The sequence below is a fragment of the Streptomyces sp. H27-H1 genome (assembly GCF_026627445.1).
In the GTDB taxonomy this organism is placed as follows: Bacteria; Actinomycetota; Actinomycetes; order Streptomycetales; family Streptomycetaceae; genus Streptomyces.
Map to the genome: position 1 here is coordinate 26,539 of NZ_JAPNLJ010000025.1, position 15,461 is coordinate 41,999.

Consider the following 15,461-nt stretch of genomic DNA (forward strand, 5'->3'; position numbering starts at 1 on the left):
TTCTAGGGCGCACTTGGGCGCGTCTCCGAGCCCGGGGCCTCGGCCGGCTGCTCTGCCGAGGCGCCGTGCTCAGGAGCTTTGCGCCAGCGGGCTTCGCAGAACGAATAGAGGCCGAACACCAGGAGGCCCACCGCCGCGGCGATCAGCAGCACGGGTCCGGCGGGTGTGGCGGCGAACGACCGCAGCGTCTCGTCCATGCCCTTGGCCCGGCCGGGATCGAACTGCACGGCGGCCAGGAGGACGAACAGCCCGGCCACCGCCGCGACCACGCCGCACGCCACGCCGCCGACGATGCCCAGCCCCGCGACGATGCGCCGCGTCGTCGGGCTCATCTCGTCCGTTCGGAGATTCTCCTCGAACTTCCGCATCAGGCTCCGGACCACGATTACCACGCCCACGACGACCAGGACGGCCCCGAACACACCGACGAAGACCCGCCCGAGAGGCAAGTTCAGCACCTTCGCGGTGTAATCCTTCGACGTCTCATCGCCGGGCCGGCCCCCGGCGGACCCGCCGACCAGGGCGGTCTGGACCACACCGATACAGATCACGGTGTAGAACACCGCCAGCCCCAGAGAGCCCAGGCGCCGGGTCCACTTGTCCCCGCCCGTCACCGCCTGCCCGAATGCGGCCTCGGACAGCCGCCACAGCGCCATCGCCGCCAGCCCCACCACCAGCGCCCACAGCAGCACCCGGCCGAACGGCTGCTCACCGATGGTCCGCACCGCACCGGACCGGTCGGCCTCCTTGCCACTGTCGCCGCCGAAACCCATCTGCACGGCCAGCAGCCCCACCAGTACGTAGATCACACCCCGCGCGGAAAGTCCGACCCTGGACAGGACCTCCATGGCGCGGCTGTTGGACATACGCCGCCCCTGGGATCTGGCGTGGGCGGCATCCTTCTTGATGGCCATACGTGGCACCTCCGGGCCCTTCCGTGAGGACGGCAGGGCGGGCGCAGTGGTCAGTGCTTGAAGGCGTCCTTGATCTTCGCCCCGGCCTGCTTGGCGTTGCCCTTGAACTGGTCACCGCGGCCTTCGGCCCGCAGGTGCCAGCTACCGGTGACACGGCCTACGGTCTTCTTGGCGCCGCCCTTGACCGCTTCGGCCTTGTGCCCGATCTTCTTGCCGATACTCATCGGTGGCCACCCTTCGTAAGTGCGCCGGCATGTGGAGACCTACCGGGGCTCCGATCGGTGCTTGAACGGGTTGAACCCCCTCCGGCGCTCTCCGCCCGGGTTGGACTCTCGCCCACCCGTCGCCTGTGGGCGGGCGATGCCACGCTGGTCCACGACGTCGGCACGGTCGTTGCCGGCAGCGGCTGTCCCCCGACGCGACGTGTCGCCTTCGGGGCCGGCGCTGTGGCCGCGGCGAGAGGTGCGGCGGGCACCGGCCAGGAGGAGGCTCAGCCCGAGCAGCGCCACGGCCCCGACGGCGATGCCGTAGAGGAAGAGGGTGCCGGTGGAGCCGGTGACCTCGTAGTCGAATACGGAGAATCCGCCGGTCAGCTCGTGGGCGCTGCCGTCGTTGGTAACGACGCCGGCCACACCGACGACCAGAGCGGCGATCAGGAGGACGAGTCCGAGGATGACGAGCATGGCGCGCTCCAGAGGTCTGCTCACTGTCTCTCCACGGTAGGACTGTCCTGCCCGGGAAGCCACCAGCAGAGGGCAGATCTACCCTGGGAACAGGGGCTTTGCATCACCCGTGAGATCGGCGGACATCATGATCGTCCTCGGAATCATCCTGCTGGTCGTCGGCTACGTGGCCGGCATCGCCATCCTGTGGACCATCGGGATCATCCTGGTCGTCATCGGCATCATCCTGTGGATCCTCGGATCCGTCGGACACAAGGTCGGCGGACGACGGCACTACTGGTAGCCGCCCCTGACCCCGCGCGGGGAACCACTCCCGTTCCCGCACGACCCCGACCTCGACGCCGAGGACGCGTACATCACGGCCGCCACGCCCCTGCCGCGCATCCGGCACGCACACCCGCGAACCGAGGCATCACACTATGACCCTCTTCTACCTCCTGCTGATCGCAGCGATCGTTCTGATCGTCGTCGGTGCGACCGTCGAAGGCATGCTGTACCTGACCTCTGCCGGCGTACTCCTCCTCATCGCCGACGTGCTGTACCTCGCAGGGCGCTCCATGTGGCGCACCACTCACCGCCCGGCCCATTGACCCGCCTGGCACTACCGTGTCCGCCACCGTTCCCCCGTCCTCGGTCCGTTGTCCTGCACGCGCCGAACCGCCACCACTCGCCCAATAGTGCATTTCGGGTGATATGTGAAATTCTGGAATGTGGCACACCAAGGGACGGCACCCGCGGCGGTGACGCTCGTACGCCCCGGTTCTGGCTGCCTGTGTGAGCTGTCAACGAGTGGAGGATGCGATGTGGACCATCGTCATCATCGTGGCCGCCGTGGTGGTCTTGGCCGCCGTCGCGCTGACCATGCGGACCATGACCCGGCGCCGGCACCTGCGGGAGCAGTTCGGTCCCGAATACGAGCGCACGGTCGAGGCGGGGCAGAGCCGCGGAGCGGCCGAGCGCGACCTCAAGGAGAGGGAGGAGCGGCATGAGGCGCTGGAGATCAGGCCGCTGCCCTCCACCGTCCGAGACCGGTACGCCCGGGACTGGGCCAGCGTGCAAGAGCACTTCGTCGACAGCCCCGACCAGGCCGTGGGTGAAGCGGACCGGCTCGTGACCACGCTCATGAGCGAGCGCGGCTACCCGACCGAGAATTACGAGCAGCAGAAGCGGGACCTCTCGGTCGAACACTCCCGGACCCTGGACCACTACCGCATCGCCCATGAGATCAAGGGGCGGGCCGGCGGCAGGGACACCACGACGGAAGAACTCCGGGGCGCCATGGTCCACTACCGGGCGCTGTTCGAGGAACTGCTGAAAGACGACACCGCTTCGCCGGATGAAGAACGCCGCTGAATGCCCGGCAGCCGCAAGCGGCCGTTCGCCACCATGGAGGTGAAGGGACATGCAGAGAGAAGGACCATACGGGCGCGACGACGAGTACGCCGAGCCCGCCGGAGAGACGCTGTCCACTGAGGACATCGCCCGCCCCCAGACAGAAGCATCTGAGCAGGCCGCAGACGACGATCTGACGGCAGCCCCCGAAGACGAGGGGGCAGCACCCAGGACCAGAATCACGGACGAGGCCGGGGGCGAGCCGGACGCTGTGCCCGGCGAACGGGACGAGGCAACGCAGGAACCCGAAACCGCCCCGCTCCTCGGGGCCCAGGAGGCAGAAGGCCTCCGTACCCGGTGGCAGCAGATCCAGCAGGGATTCGTCGACGACCCAAAGCAGTCGGTGCTCGCGGCAGACGGGCTCGTCGCCGAGGTCATGCAGCTGCTCGCGACGACATTCGCCGACCATAAGCAGGGACTCGAAGGCCAGTGGCACCGCGGCGAGGAAGTCGCCACCGAGGACCTGCGCCTGGCACTGCGCCAGTACCGATCCTTCTTCGACCGCCTGCTCAGCACCTGACCACCGGCCCGAACCCGCGACGAATACCCGGCGGTTCGCAACAAAGCACCGGCCGGTGTCTCCCGCACGCAAAGAGGATCGTGTGGGGAGGCACCGGCCGGTACAGGTGCAGGGCCGTCACATGGGGTCGACGTCCCCGAGGCCCCGCTCGCTCTCCTTCTTGCTCTGATCCAAGATCCGGCGGGCCTTGTCCTTCAGCCGCTGTCGCTCCGCGGGGTCGGTGGCACGCTCCGCAGCCTGCTCCATTTCCTGCGCCTTGGCCCGCATCTGCTGGGCACGGCTGCCGGACTCGCCTGCAACGCTCATGATCACTCCTGGGATCTGGGGGAGAGCGGATGCCACCAGCGAAACAGCGCCCCCACTCCCGCGCATCCCGAACGGTCACCCACCGCTATCCCCGCAGCACAGGCCAGGTGCTAGTGCCGGATCAGGCAACGTTTGCCCTGTTGTGATGTGACGCGCCGTTCGGGTGGCTATGCCGGGCGGCGCGTGATCGTCATCCTGTCCGGGTGGCGGAACGAGTACGTGTACGCGAGATCGATGATGACGAGGGTCGGCGGCTGCTGCGGATCATCCGCAGGGGCACCGGATCGGTGGTGACCTGGCGGCGGGCCCAGATGGTCCTGCTGTCAGCGCAGGGAATGCCGGCGGCGAAGATCGCCGAGGTGTCCTTCACCAGCGACGACCGGGTCCGGGATGTGATCCACAACTTCAACGCCGACGGCTTTGCCTCCCTGTATCCGAAGTACTCCGGCGACCGGCCGAAGACCTTCACGCTGCCCGAACGGCGCGAGATCAAGAAGATCGCCAAGTCCAAGCCGACCGAACACGACCTGCCGTTCTCGACCTGGAGCCTGACCAAGCTGGCAGACTTCCTGGTCGCCGAGGGGGTGGTCGACGACATCAGCCACGAGGGCCTTCGCATCCTGCTCCGCGAGGAAGGCGTCTCCTTTCAACGCCTGAAGACCTGGAAGACCTCCCGCGACCCCGACTACGCGGCCAAGAAGGCGAGGGTGGAGCACCTCTACGCGATCGCCGACGGCGAGGTCATACCCGAGGACGGCGAGCCCGAAGTCGTCTTCTGCATGGACGAGTTCGGACCACTCAACCTGATGCCCCACCCCGGGAAGCAGTGGGCCGAACGCGGCGGCAAACACAAGGACCCCGACCGCGAGCCCCGCCGTCGGCGCCGGGCGACCTACAACCGCTACGACGGAGTACGTCACCTGTTCGCCGCCTACGACCTGGCCAGGGACAAGCTCTACGGCCACATCAAGAAGACCAAGAAGCGCACCCAGTTCCTGGAGTTCTGCCGCTACCTGCGCACGCTCTACCCCGCCGCAGGGCGCATCGCGATCGTCTGTGACAACTTCGCCCCGCACCTGACCACCAAGAGGTGCCAGCGAGTCGGCGACTGGGCCGCCGCGAACAACGTCGAGATCGCCTACACCCCGACCAACAGCTCCTGGCTGAACCGCATCGAGGCCCAGTTCACCGCCCTGCGGTACTTCACCCTCGACGGCACCGACCACACCACCCACAAGGAACAGGGCAGCATGATCCGCCGCTACATCATCTGGCGTAACCGCCACGCCGACGACCAGCGCCTACGCGCCGTCGTCGACAGGGCAAACGTTGCCTGATCCGGCACTAGACGGGCAGCGAGGCTGGCTCGGCCACAGCGGTACGCGCCGGAGCCCCTGCGTCAGCGCAGCCACATGAATACGGCGGCCGCGATTCCAGCTCCCGCGGCGGCGCCTGCAACGACCTGGGCGAAAGTGTGCGCGGAGAGCACGAGGCGGCTCCAGCCGATTATCGCCACGAGCGGCACGGCGGCTAGAGCCCACCACCCGAACGCGAGCGAGGCCACTGCCACGGCCCCGGCAGGCACAGCTGTGTGGAACGAGATCTTCCAGACGGTGGTCACAAGCAGGAACACGGCCAGGGCCGCCATCATGGCGGCAACCAGGGCCAGCAGTTCACGCGGGGCGTCGAAGGCAACCATCACGGTGATGCCAGCTCCCACGGAGACCATGATCCCGGGGATGACCAGAAGCCTGTCCTGCCTCCGCCGGACGTGACGGTCCCCCCACAGCTTGCGGCGTTCACCCCACTTGATCCACAGAATCGGAAGAACACCGGAGAAGATTCCAGCGACGACGCCCCAAGCCACCCCAGACCAACCTGCCGCATGCCAGCCCACCGCCAGGGTGATCACAAGCAGCCAGTTCTTCGGTTCGAGAGCATCAGTGACCCATTGGGCCACCACCGTGCGGGTGCTGGGCTCGGTAAGGGTCGGTGTGGTCATGATGAGGTCCTCGTGGAGCTGGCGGTGCCGGCCGTCTTGTAGGCATCAGCAAGGGCGGTAAGACGCTGTACCTCGGCGTCGAAGTCGAGTTCATCCAGGTCGGCCGCCGCCTCGTTGATCGAGAACTGGCCTGCTCCCGCGCCCGCAGGATGATGCCCCCGGATCTTGGCGTGCCGAGCAGCGTGCAGGCCCGACGCCTGGATCGCCGTGTCGCCTCCGCCGCCCCCCTGGCGGAGGGCGTCAGGGATGTAGGGGACGAGTGCCGAAGCAGCGTCGCGGATCTCGATGACGACACGGTGGAGTTGGATACGGGGGTTGCGCCCCAGGGGCGCGGCCAGGACCACTTCCGGCACCACGGTAGTCAGGTCACGCCACAGCGGGCGGAGGCGACGTACTGCCGTCCAGTCCTGGTGCGCGCTGCGCAGGACATCTACGGGGGCTACCGCGTTCCCGAGGATGATCAGAATGATCGCGAGGTACTGCACCGCGTCGGCCAGAGGCTGGAATTGTGCTTCGTCGAGGGGGAAGTCCTTGTCCAGCATCTGGTAGCCGAGGTGCGTCGCGCGCAGCAGTCCGTAGATCATGCCGAGGCCTGTTCCGATACCCAGCAGGCGCAGTCCCGCCCGCAGCCAGCTGCGGGCGGCGAGCCTTGCGGCGGACAGGCACATCCACGAGGCGAAGAACATGGCCGCACCGAGGTATATGACGAATGTCAGCGAGTAGCCGAGGGCGGGCAGCGAGTCCCGGTAGGCCTCGTAGAAGTTGGTGACCCTCGTCGGCTGTTCAGTGGCGATGAAGAGGCCGGTCATGACTGCTGCGACGGCAAGAGCGCCTGCAACGTTGTACGGCCGGGAGCGTTCGAGGAAGCGGGGGTTGGACATGGCCGTCACGAATTCGAGGACGGCCGCGATGGCTACGATCCCAACTATGTGCTTGACCAGGACTGAGGCGTTGTGCGCGCCCAGCATGTCGTCGATGAAGAGTCCCGCGGCGGGGACGGATGTTGTCGCTGCGGCGGACAATCCTAGGAATGCCAGCCACATGGCGCGCTGACGCGGGTTCCGCATGGCGGCGGGAAACCGCCACAGGACCACCAGCCATAGCAGGATGACGGTGGTCAGCTTGATCATATTCATTACTTGCGTCGTGCGGGGTGCCCGAACGCATCGTTGAGACGGCCCACAACACCCCCTGCCTCTCTGCTTTTGCTTTTGACCTCTGGCCGACGGCTCGCCCTTTCCAGGATGAGAGTCGCCAGAGTTTCGGCATCTCGTTCTTGCCTGCTGCGGAATCCCGTCCGGGCGAGCAGGCTGGCGATGCGGTCCGGGGAGAACCCCATCTCGCTGTCCAGGACTTTCACTTCGGCGGCCGACGCGCGGACACGAGCCGCTTCTGAACGCAGTGCCTCTGACGCCGACGCCGCAGGTTCATCGCCTGTGGGTCCGTTCAGCTGCGCGACCACCTGGCCAAGGATGTGCGCCCCGTCGAGGTCGGGGTCCCCCAGCTCAGGCGCTGTGTGCCCGAGCAGCATGTGCGATACCTCATGGAGCACGATCTGCGCTCGAAGGAAGTCGGGGGCTGATGCGTCGTAGAAGACGAGGTCAGCGTCGTCCAGGCCCAGCCAGAGGCCACACGGGAGTTCCGTTGCGGGGCCGGCTTCTACGGGGATCAGGATCAATGGCCTCCCCCGCAGGTTCGCAATCGAATCGCAGAAATCTTGGAGGTCAAAAGGCTCAGGAATATGGAGGCCGCCGACGATGGCCGTCAGAGACTTCTTTCCCCTTGCCCAGAACATTCCCCGCCCTCACCGTGATCGCGTACGTCCCCAGAGATCAGCACTCTGTGGCTGACCAACTGTATGCGCCGGATGGTTGAAGGTGGAACCGGGGTCTCCCCATGATTACTCGGGGCTGCGACCCTTGGCCGGCTTCGAATTCACCCTTGGCAGCCCTTCGGCGGCCCGGTACGTGTCGACCATGCCCTTGATGCCGCGCAGGGCAGTTGTCGACAAACCGCCGAGCCGGAATAGAACGGCCCGAACTTCCTTGTCCTCTAGGGCATTTGCGAGATCTTCGCCGGCGGCGGCACGATCCACATCGCCCTTGATTTCGCGGATCCGCTCGTCGATCGGCCCGCTCACCGCATCGTCGAAGAAGTAGCCAACGGGGACGCCGAAGAACGAGGCGAGGGCGCGGAGGGAGTCAGCTCCGGGGTTGGTGATCTTGCCGCTTCGGATGTTGCTGATCGTGGCGTGCGTCACCGTGGGGTCGCCGTCGGCCGCCCTCTGCTTGATCAGCGCCTCGATCTCTCGGCTCGCGTACGGGCCTCGGTCCTGCGGGTGCAGCGTCTTGATCAGGTAGTCGAGCTTCTCGCCGATCGTCCGGCTGGCGGGGGCTTCCTCGCTCATGGTCACCTCTCTCTCGCCCACCGTCGGGGCACAGGGCTTGTACCGCCTCAGTGTCTCATCTGTTTTCCAGGGCCGGGTCGGCGGGGGTGAGGCGTGCCTCCCCTGTTTGACATGACGGGGAGTAGTTGACATATGGTCACATCGTCAACGATCACCCGATTCTTGGGGATGGCGCACCCTGCCTGGAGGCGCCGTCGACCGACGCCGGCTCCAGCGCAAGCGCGACCACGGAGAGACCTTGCCGCACTCAGCTGGACAGTTACGCCTCGGGTCGATCGAGCTACGGCCAGGCCGCTGACCTGGATGACCTTTCGGTCGACCCACTCGGCCGCACCCTGGCAGAGCGGCCGAGGCGGGACGTAACGCAAGCCCACCACGGGGGGCTGAACATCATGGGGGGGCTTGTGATTAACGTGCAGCGCATCATCGCGCTGTCGAGGCAGCCGCGGCAGTCGGCGGGCGAAGGGCCGATGGGTGACCGCTCGCCCGCGCTCCAGACGCTCGGCGACCTGGGTCACGAAACGAGTCCCCTCGCCCGCCCCATCGCCTGGAGCGAGGCGGCGTGCCGCAGCGCCGACCGGCGCTCCCGGAAGTTCAGCGCGCCAGGGAGCCTGTGCGCCGCATGCCCTCTGGCAATCGACTGCTCGGTCGCGCTCTTGACGGGCGCGCCGACCGAGGTTCAGCAGTGGCGCGAGCGCGTGGACGGGGGTCGCGCGCTCGCGGCATGAGCGGGGGGACGTCGAGGGGCGCCGGAGAGATCCGGCGCCCCTCGACGTTTCCCCAGCCCGCAACCTCGCCCTGTTGTGGCCTAGGTCACGTTGCCCTCATCTCCGGGGGCTGGACACCCCCCTCATGCATAGTAGAATTCAGGTATAAGCAGGGGCAGAGAAACCCAAAGCCAAACACCTCTTGGAGCCTGAAATGACCTACCGCACCGTGAAGATGAGCCAGGTCCGCCCGAACCCGAACCAGCCCCGCGACTACTTCAACGAGGACGCGATCAAGGAGCTGGCCGCCTCCATCAAGCAGTACGGGCAGATCGCGCCGATCGAGGTAGCCCCGGACAACGAGAAGGGCGGCTACGAGATCGTCTCCGGCGAGCGCCGCTACCGCGCCCTGACGCTCCTGGAGAAGACGACCGTGAAGGTCTCCATCATCTCGGAGCAGGACGAACTGAAGCGGTTCAAGCGGTCCATGTCGGAGAACGTCAACCGCGAGGACATGACCCCGTTCGAGGAGGCCCACGGCTACCAGCGGATCCTGGACGAGGAGGACGGCGCCACGGTCGCCAGCGTGGCCGCCGACTTCGGCAAGACCACCGCCTACGTGAAGCTCCGTCTCGCGCTGCTGGACCTGCGCATCGAGTTCCAGAAGCTCGTACAGGACGGTGCGATCGGCACGGCGGCCGCTGTTCAGATCGCCTCACTCAGCCTCGCCAACCAGGGCGCACTGCTCGGCAAGTTCGCTCGCGGGGAGTTCAAGGCCGACAACGAGATCGTGCACTTCGCCTTCGCCATGAAGCAGCAGCAGGACCAGGCCGTCCTGATGGTCGTCGAGGACATGAGCGAGCAGCAGCGCGAGGAGCGCGCCGCAACCCAGAAGAAGGCCAGGGGAACGCTCGACCGCGTCGAGCAGATCCGCGCCATGCTCGACGAGATCGCCAAGACGGACCCGGTCAAGCTGGCGCAGGCCCTCGAAGGTCAGGTCGGGTCTCGCCTGGAGCAGCTGGACCGGGTGGCCGACTCCCTGACCAAGGCGCGGTGGCAGCTCAAGCAGGCCAAGGCGCACGCCGAGGCCGCTGAGCTGATCGTCAACCCGGAGGCCGAGGCCGAGGAGCACAAGGGCGAGCCGGTCGCGGCCTGACGCTGCGGGGGCGGGGCGCACCATGCGCCCCGCCCCGCCTCGCCCCCTACTCCGCCCTCGCACAGGAGATGCCCATGACCCAGCCGCCCGCCGGCCCCGCCTGGACCGCGATGCCGTACAGCGACTTCGACGCCAACGCCCCAGCCGTGCTCCCCTTCAGCTCCGGCCCAAAACGCATCTACGCCAACGCCGACTCCTTCGGCACGGAAGCCCTGTTCGGCGACACCCCGCCACCGAAGAAGGAGCGCACCAAGCAGGCCACCCCGGACCCCGGCCAGGAGGGGCTGTTCTGATGCCGGTGTTCCTTCCCGAACCCTCGCCGTCGCGCCCCGTGGACGGCGAGGGGTGGAATCGCCTGTCGCTCAACGCGCACATGGGCGCCGGAGGTCCGCAATGCGCCCTGCGGCCGCGGTCGTACGCCACGCTGCGCGAGAGCTTCGACACCAGACGCGCCCGGTGGGGCGGCTTCGGCCCGTGCACCCAGACTCAGCCGTACGCCTGCGCCCGCTGCCCGCTATGGACGGGCCTGGCGGCTGCGGCTGAACAGGTGTCCTTCAACTCGCCGCTCGTCCTGGTCCGCGTCGAGACGGCGTACGAGGCGGGGGCCCCGTTCTCCGGAGGCCGGACCACATCGCTGTGGATGACCGACGATGCTGCTGACCCCGACTACCGGCAGCGCGGGCAGCCGTGGACTTGGGGTCGGCTGGCCCGGCTGCAGGGCTGGGATCTTGGTCGCGCTCGGCGCGATGAGATCGGTGAGGGCTTCTGGATGCACCGCACGAGCTGGGCTCCGGCCCCGCACGTCGAGATCCGGACTCGGGCCGGGGCGTCCGTACGACACGTGCTCCTCGTGACGGGCCAGGGCGCCTGCCTGGTGGTCTGTCCGGGTGGGTGCAGGCACGACGAGCGGCTGCTCAACGCGATCGGCCATCAGGTGCCCGAGGTACTGGACGACGAGCCCACGCAGGTGAGGGGGCGCAGGCTGGCGCTGCCCGGCGACGGTTCGGGCCGGCGCGTGGCCGCGCGGGGAAGGTCGGGGATGACGATCTCGGGCGACCACGAAGACCCGGTGCGCCTGTCCTTGACGGGGTCCCAGTGGACCGATGAGCAGATTCAAGGGGTCGCTGCCGCGCTGCTGGAGTACGGGCGGGTGTAGGGCGGCGTTTTCGGAGGGGCTGGACACCCCCCTAATGCATAGTAGAATTTAGATATAAGGGGGGGCGGTGGTCGCCTTCACTGCGAGAGGAGACCCGAATGTCGCTCACCCACTCCCCCGTCATCTGTACCGACACTTTCGACTTCGAGGCGCCCGAGTGCGAGAGCTGCGACGGACTGGGATGGGAGGTCTACCTCCACGGGCCGCACGAGCAGACGCGCGAGTGCGCCGAGTGCCACGGCATCGGGCGCCGCATCGACTGCAAGGACTGTGAGGACGGCGTGAGCCCCGCCACCGATGACACGTGCGAGACCTGCGACGGCTTCGGCGCCCTCTACTGACCAGAAATAGGCCATCACTCATAGAAGGATCTGCAATGAATCTCGGCGACGCCCTCACCCACGAAGCCCTCACCACCGGCAGCGGCTTTGCCGTGTCCGCCACAGCCACCGGCGGCCGCCGCCTCGCCATCACTCTGGACGGCGGAGGCGTCCAGCACTTCGAGCGCCCCGCCACCGGCGGCCCCGGCGACTGGATCGCGACCGACCTGGAAGGGCAGGCCAGCGGCTGCGCCTTCAATGAGCCCGTCACCCCCGAATGGGGCCGCGGCCTGGAACTCATTGCCACCACCCGAACCCAGAAGGGCTGAACCATGGAGTACGAAGTCGGCACCGCCGTCACCCCGAATAGCACCGGCCCCAGCCGCCACATCCACATCCTCGGTGAGGTCTCCGGCTACGCGACGGACCCATTCACCGGTGACCGACTGGTGGCCGTGACCTGGAGCGGCTTGCGCAAGCCGCAGCTCTACGACCTCAACGACGTGATTGAACTCGACTAACAGGCAAGAAATAGGCCACCACACAAATCCGTGTTACGGTCCTGCACATCAGGCCAGAGGCACGGCCCGATACCCACCCACCTCCGGACGGGCAGCGACACCCCGCGCCCAGCCCGCCCGGACCGGCTCGTCAGATACGAGCCACCCCCTCCGGCCGGGACCCGCCCCCACTGCGGGTCCCGGCCCACCCATGGAGAAACAGATGCCTACGACCACGACCCATGACGACCTCGAAGAGGCACAGGCCATGGAGCAGTACGGGCACCCCCTCGCCGAACTCACCAGCGAGCGGTACTCGATCGACGACGTCCTCCGCGACCGGCACCGCCGAGCGAACCCCCGGCCGCCGGCGCTGGTCTACACGCCGCAGCCGGACCCGAAGGCCGCCGAGCACTGCGCCGTCCTTGAGGCAGCGATAGCGGGCTGGACCTACCGGCCCTCCGCGAACACGCAGTGACCGAGGAGCAGTTCCGCCGCCACGTGAGGCAACTGGCCCTGCTCCGCGGCTGGACCCTCGCCTACCACACGCACAACTCGCAGCGCAGCGACGCAGGATGGCCCGACGAGGTGTACGGGCACCCGCTGACCCGCCGCACCTTGTTCGTTGAGCTGAAGACTGACACCGGCAAGGTGCGCCCCGCTCAACGCGAGTGGCTCACCCACTTGGCGGCCTGCGGCTTCGAGGCCGCCCTGTGGCGGCCACGCGACCTCGCACTCATCGTCGCCACCCTCGCGCCCAACGGCCCACGCTCCACCCTCCCCAGCACATTCTGACGAGGAAGACACCATGGCCCACGATCCCGACTCCGCACCGGCCCCCGGCTCGATCTGGTGTAACTCCTGCGACAGCTGGTTCAACGTCATCACCAACACCTGCCGCTGCAACAACCGCTGATGGTGAACGCCGTGCCCTACACCCCTGCGGCCCACCGGGGCTCGATCCCCACCCGCTCCGCCCTTGTCCTCCCGCTCACCGTCGAGCAGGCCCTTGCCGAGATCGTCGAGCTCGCCAACCAGCTGTGCGAGGAGCTCGCCGACAGCCAGTGGTCCACAGCCGCCCGCATCCGCCACCTCGCCGAGGCATCCCACATGAACGGAGCCACCCCCTGATGCACGCCCGCTTCGAGCCCCTGCCGTCCCGGAACTCGGACGCCGACACCGCCGCCGCGTCACTGCGCGACCGCCACGGTGAGTGGGCACACGTAGACGCGCGCGACTCGACCAACCAGGCTGCGAACCTTGCCTACCGGATCCGCAGCGGCCGGCACACCTCATTCCGGCCCGCCGGTGCGTACGAGGCCCGGTCCCAAGGCACCGACGTCTGGGCGCGATACGTCGGCCCACGCGCCACGGCCGCCTAGGCCCAGCACTCACGCCCGCCTGACCCAACCGGTAGAGGTGCGTGGTCACCGGCTCAGCCCGGATGAAGGCCACAGAGATCCGGGTTCGAACCCCGGGGCGGGCACTCACCCCAGGCCCTCGGGCCGCAGCAGCTCGCCCCCGTTGAGCACGGTGCGCCCACGGCAATGTCGAGCAATTCTCTCCGAAGCCTCCTCGGATCCCGCTAGCGTGGTCGCCAGCACCGCGCAGGGAGGTCACGTGCCAACAACCGTGATGGGGTTCCGTCTCGGCTGCGACGAACGGGGCCGTCAGGTAACCGTCGTACTGACCGAGGCCGGCGTCCTGCACCGCTGCAACGGCCCGATGGGATTGGCCGCAAAGCCCGCCAAACCCGGCGTACCCCCTTCCGTGGACCCTCATCCGGTACCCCGGCAGGCCGCGAAGCTGCGGAAGATCCATGCCGACCTCACCAGCAAGGGCTACACCCGCGCGCTGATCCCGCCTGCCTGCGTGCGGCTGGAGATCTCCGAGCACCCGCTTCATGAACATCCGTACGGGCCTGACGCTCCACCACCGCACCCGGAGCTGGTGGAGGAGTTCGTCGGCCTTGCACCGTCCGGCCCGCGCTCCCTTGATGAGGCGGTCCGTGCCTTCTACACGGCCATCGGCATTTCCTCACGCCCCAAGCATCCGATCCCACCCCGACAGGTGCCGACGCCTCTCCCTCCCCGAGCCAGCAGCGCACTGCGAGTTCTTACCAGCGGCTCCGCCATCACTTCACCCGCGCGCCGCACCGTTGGCTGGAGGATCACCGCCGACGGCGTACGTCTTCATGTCGGCCCCAGCGGCGAAGACCTCACCCCTCGCGAGATCGCGGACCTCCAAGCCGCGCTGGCGGCTTGGCTCCGCTTGAATCCGACGCACAGCGAACAGAGAACGGGAGCGGCTCCCGGCGCCGAAGCCAGGGGCTCAAGCAGGCTGTGACGGCTCCCTACGCCGCTCACCCAATACGATCACCTGCGCCTCGCTGCATCCCCCGTCGGCGGGGCACACTCATGTCCCAGCTCGGACAGAGACCCCAGCCCGGGACCCCCAGGCCAGTTGCAGGCCGGAAATCAGCCTCGATGCGGTGTGCGCCCTGCCTACCTGTTGCCGCACCGCGCATGATGCTGCGCGGTGTTGTATTCCTGCGCAACCGCCGGCACCGTCCACCATCCCGCCCGCCACCTCTGCCTTGGGGGATTCATGAGCGCCTCCGTACATTCCGATTCGGGGCTCAAGCGCGCTCGTCAAGCGCGGCACATGACGCTGGAGGAGGCGTCCGATGCCCTGAACGGCATCACCGGCGGTTCAACGGACGCGAGCCTGCTCAGCGCGTGGGAGTCCGGCCGTAAGCGGACGGGAATCAAGAACCGGCGGGGCCTGTGCCAGCTGTACCGGGAGCGGGGGGAGATCCTCTTCGCCCATCAGGACGGCGCAGAGAACGCGAGCGCCCTCGAGGCGAGCGGCACCTCCGTGGTGGTACGCGTCCTGAACCGGTACTCCGATCTTTTGGAGGCCATGGTCGAGGTTGCGGCCGGAGCCCGCGAGCAGCTGGTGGTGACGGGGTCGCGGTCCCGGGAGAAGTCCTACCTGGCGGCGATCGAGACGGCGGTGGCGCAGCAGCCGGACCTGGTGCACTTCCGGGTGCTGTACGGGCCACCCAGGCACGAGGCCTTGACCGCGCACTTGGTGCGGCTGCTGGAGTTACGTGATCCCGGGGAGCGCCGGAACGGGCAGAAGACCCTGCACATCGGGATGGTGGAGCCTTCGTCGGCGATGGAACGGTTCTTCGTCGCTTCGGAGACCGCCGCGGTGGTGCCGCTCCCGAGTTTCCACGGGGCGGAGGGCTTCGACTGCGGGGTCCTGCTGAGCCGGGAGGCCGCCGTGGGGCTTCTCCAGCATGGAAAAGAAGCGTGCGCGTCCGCACGGCCGTTGGAGACGATGGCGGCTGTACGCGCGCTGCCGCACCGGCAGGGCGGGGCGCTGTGACAGGG

26 protein-coding genes are annotated in these 15,461 nt (G+C 67.8%); 18 read left to right on the forward strand and 8 right to left on the reverse strand.

Going from position 1 to position 15,461, the window contains the following annotated elements:
* Positions 1-2 precede the first annotated feature (2 nt).
* From OTB20_RS25100 to OTB20_RS25110, 3 genes are all read right to left on the reverse strand, one after another.
* Entirely contained in the window at positions 3-866 is an 864-nt protein-coding gene (locus tag OTB20_RS25100; RefSeq protein ID WP_267759484.1) for a DUF1206 domain-containing protein, read from the reverse strand.
* 98 nt (positions 867-964) lie between these two features.
* Positions 965-1,138: a CsbD family protein gene (locus tag OTB20_RS25105; protein ID WP_267759487.1), complete on the reverse strand. Its 174-nt coding sequence runs from the start codon at positions 1,136-1,138 to the stop codon at positions 965-967.
* Between the two features lie 39 nt (positions 1,139-1,177).
* Positions 1,178-1,621 carry a hypothetical protein gene (locus tag OTB20_RS25110; protein WP_267759489.1) on the reverse strand — a complete coding sequence of 148 codons (444 nt, stop codon included), beginning with the start codon at positions 1,619-1,621 and terminating at the stop codon, positions 1,178-1,180.
* A gap of 103 nt (positions 1,622-1,724) precedes the next feature.
* Between OTB20_RS25110 and OTB20_RS25115 the strand changes: the two genes are divergently transcribed.
* The 4 genes from OTB20_RS25115 to OTB20_RS25130 all read left to right on the forward strand — a co-directional run bounded on the left by OTB20_RS25115 (position 1,725) and on the right by OTB20_RS25130 (position 3,509).
* Positions 1,725-1,880 carry a DUF6131 family protein gene (locus OTB20_RS25115; protein ID WP_267759492.1) on the forward strand — a complete coding sequence of 52 codons (156 nt, stop codon included), beginning with the start codon at positions 1,725-1,727 and terminating at the stop codon, positions 1,878-1,880.
* A 136-nt stretch (positions 1,881-2,016) separates the two neighbouring features.
* Complete coding sequence (locus tag OTB20_RS25120; protein WP_267759494.1) at positions 2,017-2,187, forward strand: hypothetical protein; 171 nt, start codon at positions 2,017-2,019, stop codon at positions 2,185-2,187.
* Positions 2,188-2,398: 211 nt separating this feature from the next.
* Positions 2,399-2,950 carry a hypothetical protein gene (locus OTB20_RS25125; RefSeq protein WP_267759495.1) on the forward strand — a complete coding sequence of 184 codons (552 nt, stop codon included), beginning with the start codon at positions 2,399-2,401 and terminating at the stop codon, positions 2,948-2,950.
* A 49-nt stretch (positions 2,951-2,999) separates the two neighbouring features.
* Positions 3,000-3,509 (forward strand): hypothetical protein, encoded by a 510-nt coding sequence (locus OTB20_RS25130; RefSeq protein WP_267759497.1) that lies wholly within the window; start codon positions 3,000-3,002, stop codon positions 3,507-3,509.
* Positions 3,510-3,626: 117 nt separating this feature from the next.
* Here the strand turns inward: OTB20_RS25130 and OTB20_RS25135 are convergent, their stop codons facing one another.
* Positions 3,627-3,815 carry a DUF6381 family protein gene (locus OTB20_RS25135; RefSeq protein ID WP_267759499.1) on the reverse strand — a complete coding sequence of 63 codons (189 nt, stop codon included), beginning with the start codon at positions 3,813-3,815 and terminating at the stop codon, positions 3,627-3,629.
* A 203-nt stretch (positions 3,816-4,018) separates the two neighbouring features.
* Between OTB20_RS25135 and OTB20_RS25140 the strand changes: the two genes are divergently transcribed.
* Positions 4,019-5,152 (forward strand): IS630 family transposase, encoded by a 1,134-nt coding sequence (locus OTB20_RS25140; RefSeq protein WP_267759501.1) that lies wholly within the window; start codon positions 4,019-4,021, stop codon positions 5,150-5,152.
* Between the two features lie 62 nt (positions 5,153-5,214).
* On the opposite strand, the gene OTB20_RS25145 is transcribed toward OTB20_RS25140, so the two are convergent.
* The 4 genes from OTB20_RS25145 to OTB20_RS25160 all read right to left on the reverse strand — a co-directional run bounded on the left by OTB20_RS25145 (position 5,215) and on the right by OTB20_RS25160 (position 8,224).
* Positions 5,215-5,817, reverse strand: a complete 603-nt coding sequence (locus tag OTB20_RS25145; protein WP_267759503.1) for a hypothetical protein — start codon at positions 5,815-5,817, stop codon at positions 5,215-5,217.
* Positions 5,814-6,947: an MAB_1171c family putative transporter gene (locus OTB20_RS25150; protein WP_267759505.1), complete on the reverse strand. Its 1,134-nt coding sequence runs from the start codon at positions 6,945-6,947 to the stop codon at positions 5,814-5,816. The genes OTB20_RS25145 and OTB20_RS25150 overlap by 4 nt, the downstream gene beginning before the upstream one ends.
* 5 nt (positions 6,948-6,952) lie before the next feature.
* Positions 6,953-7,612, reverse strand: coding sequence for a hypothetical protein (locus OTB20_RS25155; protein ID WP_267759507.1), 660 nt, complete (start codon positions 7,610-7,612; stop codon positions 6,953-6,955).
* A 105-nt stretch (positions 7,613-7,717) separates the two neighbouring features.
* The gene (locus OTB20_RS25160; protein ID WP_267759508.1) at positions 7,718-8,224 is read right to left on the reverse strand and encodes a helix-turn-helix domain-containing protein; all 507 of its coding nucleotides are present in this window, start codon (positions 8,222-8,224) and stop codon (positions 7,718-7,720) included.
* 404 nt (positions 8,225-8,628) lie between these two features.
* Between OTB20_RS25160 and OTB20_RS25165 the strand changes: the two genes are divergently transcribed.
* The 13 genes from OTB20_RS25165 (at position 8,629) to OTB20_RS25225 (ending at position 15,456) form a co-directional block, all read left to right on the forward strand.
* Positions 8,629-8,952: a hypothetical protein gene (locus OTB20_RS25165; protein ID WP_267820841.1), complete on the forward strand. Its 324-nt coding sequence runs from the start codon at positions 8,629-8,631 to the stop codon at positions 8,950-8,952.
* Positions 8,953-9,145: 193 nt separating this feature from the next.
* Entirely contained in the window at positions 9,146-10,087 is a 942-nt protein-coding gene (locus OTB20_RS25170) for a ParB/RepB/Spo0J family partition protein (RefSeq protein ID WP_267820842.1), read from the forward strand.
* A gap of 74 nt (positions 10,088-10,161) precedes the next feature.
* Positions 10,162-10,380, forward strand: coding sequence for a hypothetical protein (locus tag OTB20_RS25175; protein ID WP_267759076.1), 219 nt, complete (start codon positions 10,162-10,164; stop codon positions 10,378-10,380).
* Positions 10,380-11,243 (forward strand): hypothetical protein, encoded by an 864-nt coding sequence (locus OTB20_RS25180; RefSeq protein WP_267759074.1) that lies wholly within the window; start codon positions 10,380-10,382, stop codon positions 11,241-11,243. The genes OTB20_RS25175 and OTB20_RS25180 overlap by 1 nt, the downstream gene beginning before the upstream one ends.
* 98 nt (positions 11,244-11,341) lie before the next feature.
* On the forward strand, positions 11,342-11,584 hold the full coding sequence (locus tag OTB20_RS25185) for a hypothetical protein (protein WP_267759072.1): 243 nt from the start codon (positions 11,342-11,344) through the stop codon (positions 11,582-11,584).
* A gap of 35 nt (positions 11,585-11,619) precedes the next feature.
* Positions 11,620-11,892: a hypothetical protein gene (locus tag OTB20_RS25190; protein ID WP_267759070.1), complete on the forward strand. Its 273-nt coding sequence runs from the start codon at positions 11,620-11,622 to the stop codon at positions 11,890-11,892.
* A 3-nt stretch (positions 11,893-11,895) separates the two neighbouring features.
* Positions 11,896-12,084 (forward strand): hypothetical protein, encoded by a 189-nt coding sequence (locus OTB20_RS25195; protein ID WP_267759069.1) that lies wholly within the window; start codon positions 11,896-11,898, stop codon positions 12,082-12,084.
* Positions 12,085-12,286: 202 nt separating this feature from the next.
* On the forward strand, positions 12,287-12,541 hold the full coding sequence (locus OTB20_RS25200) for a hypothetical protein (RefSeq protein WP_267759067.1): 255 nt from the start codon (positions 12,287-12,289) through the stop codon (positions 12,539-12,541).
* Positions 12,538-12,858 carry a VRR-NUC domain-containing protein gene (locus OTB20_RS25205; protein WP_267759065.1) on the forward strand — a complete coding sequence of 107 codons (321 nt, stop codon included), beginning with the start codon at positions 12,538-12,540 and terminating at the stop codon, positions 12,856-12,858. Before OTB20_RS25200 ends, OTB20_RS25205 begins: the two co-directional genes overlap by 4 nt.
* A 132-nt stretch (positions 12,859-12,990) precedes the next feature.
* Positions 12,991-13,194: a hypothetical protein gene (locus tag OTB20_RS25210; protein WP_267759063.1), complete on the forward strand. Its 204-nt coding sequence runs from the start codon at positions 12,991-12,993 to the stop codon at positions 13,192-13,194.
* Positions 13,194-13,445 carry a hypothetical protein gene (locus OTB20_RS25215; protein ID WP_267759061.1) on the forward strand — a complete coding sequence of 84 codons (252 nt, stop codon included), beginning with the start codon at positions 13,194-13,196 and terminating at the stop codon, positions 13,443-13,445. Before OTB20_RS25210 ends, OTB20_RS25215 begins: the two co-directional genes overlap by 1 nt.
* Positions 13,446-13,683: 238 nt before the next feature.
* Positions 13,684-14,409 (forward strand): hypothetical protein, encoded by a 726-nt coding sequence (locus tag OTB20_RS25220; RefSeq protein WP_267759059.1) that lies wholly within the window; start codon positions 13,684-13,686, stop codon positions 14,407-14,409.
* 318 nt (positions 14,410-14,727) lie between these two features.
* A complete protein-coding gene (locus OTB20_RS25225) occupies positions 14,728-15,456 on the forward strand; it encodes an XRE family transcriptional regulator (RefSeq protein ID WP_267759057.1) in 729 nt (242 codons plus the stop codon).
* Positions 15,457-15,461 lie beyond the last annotated feature (5 nt).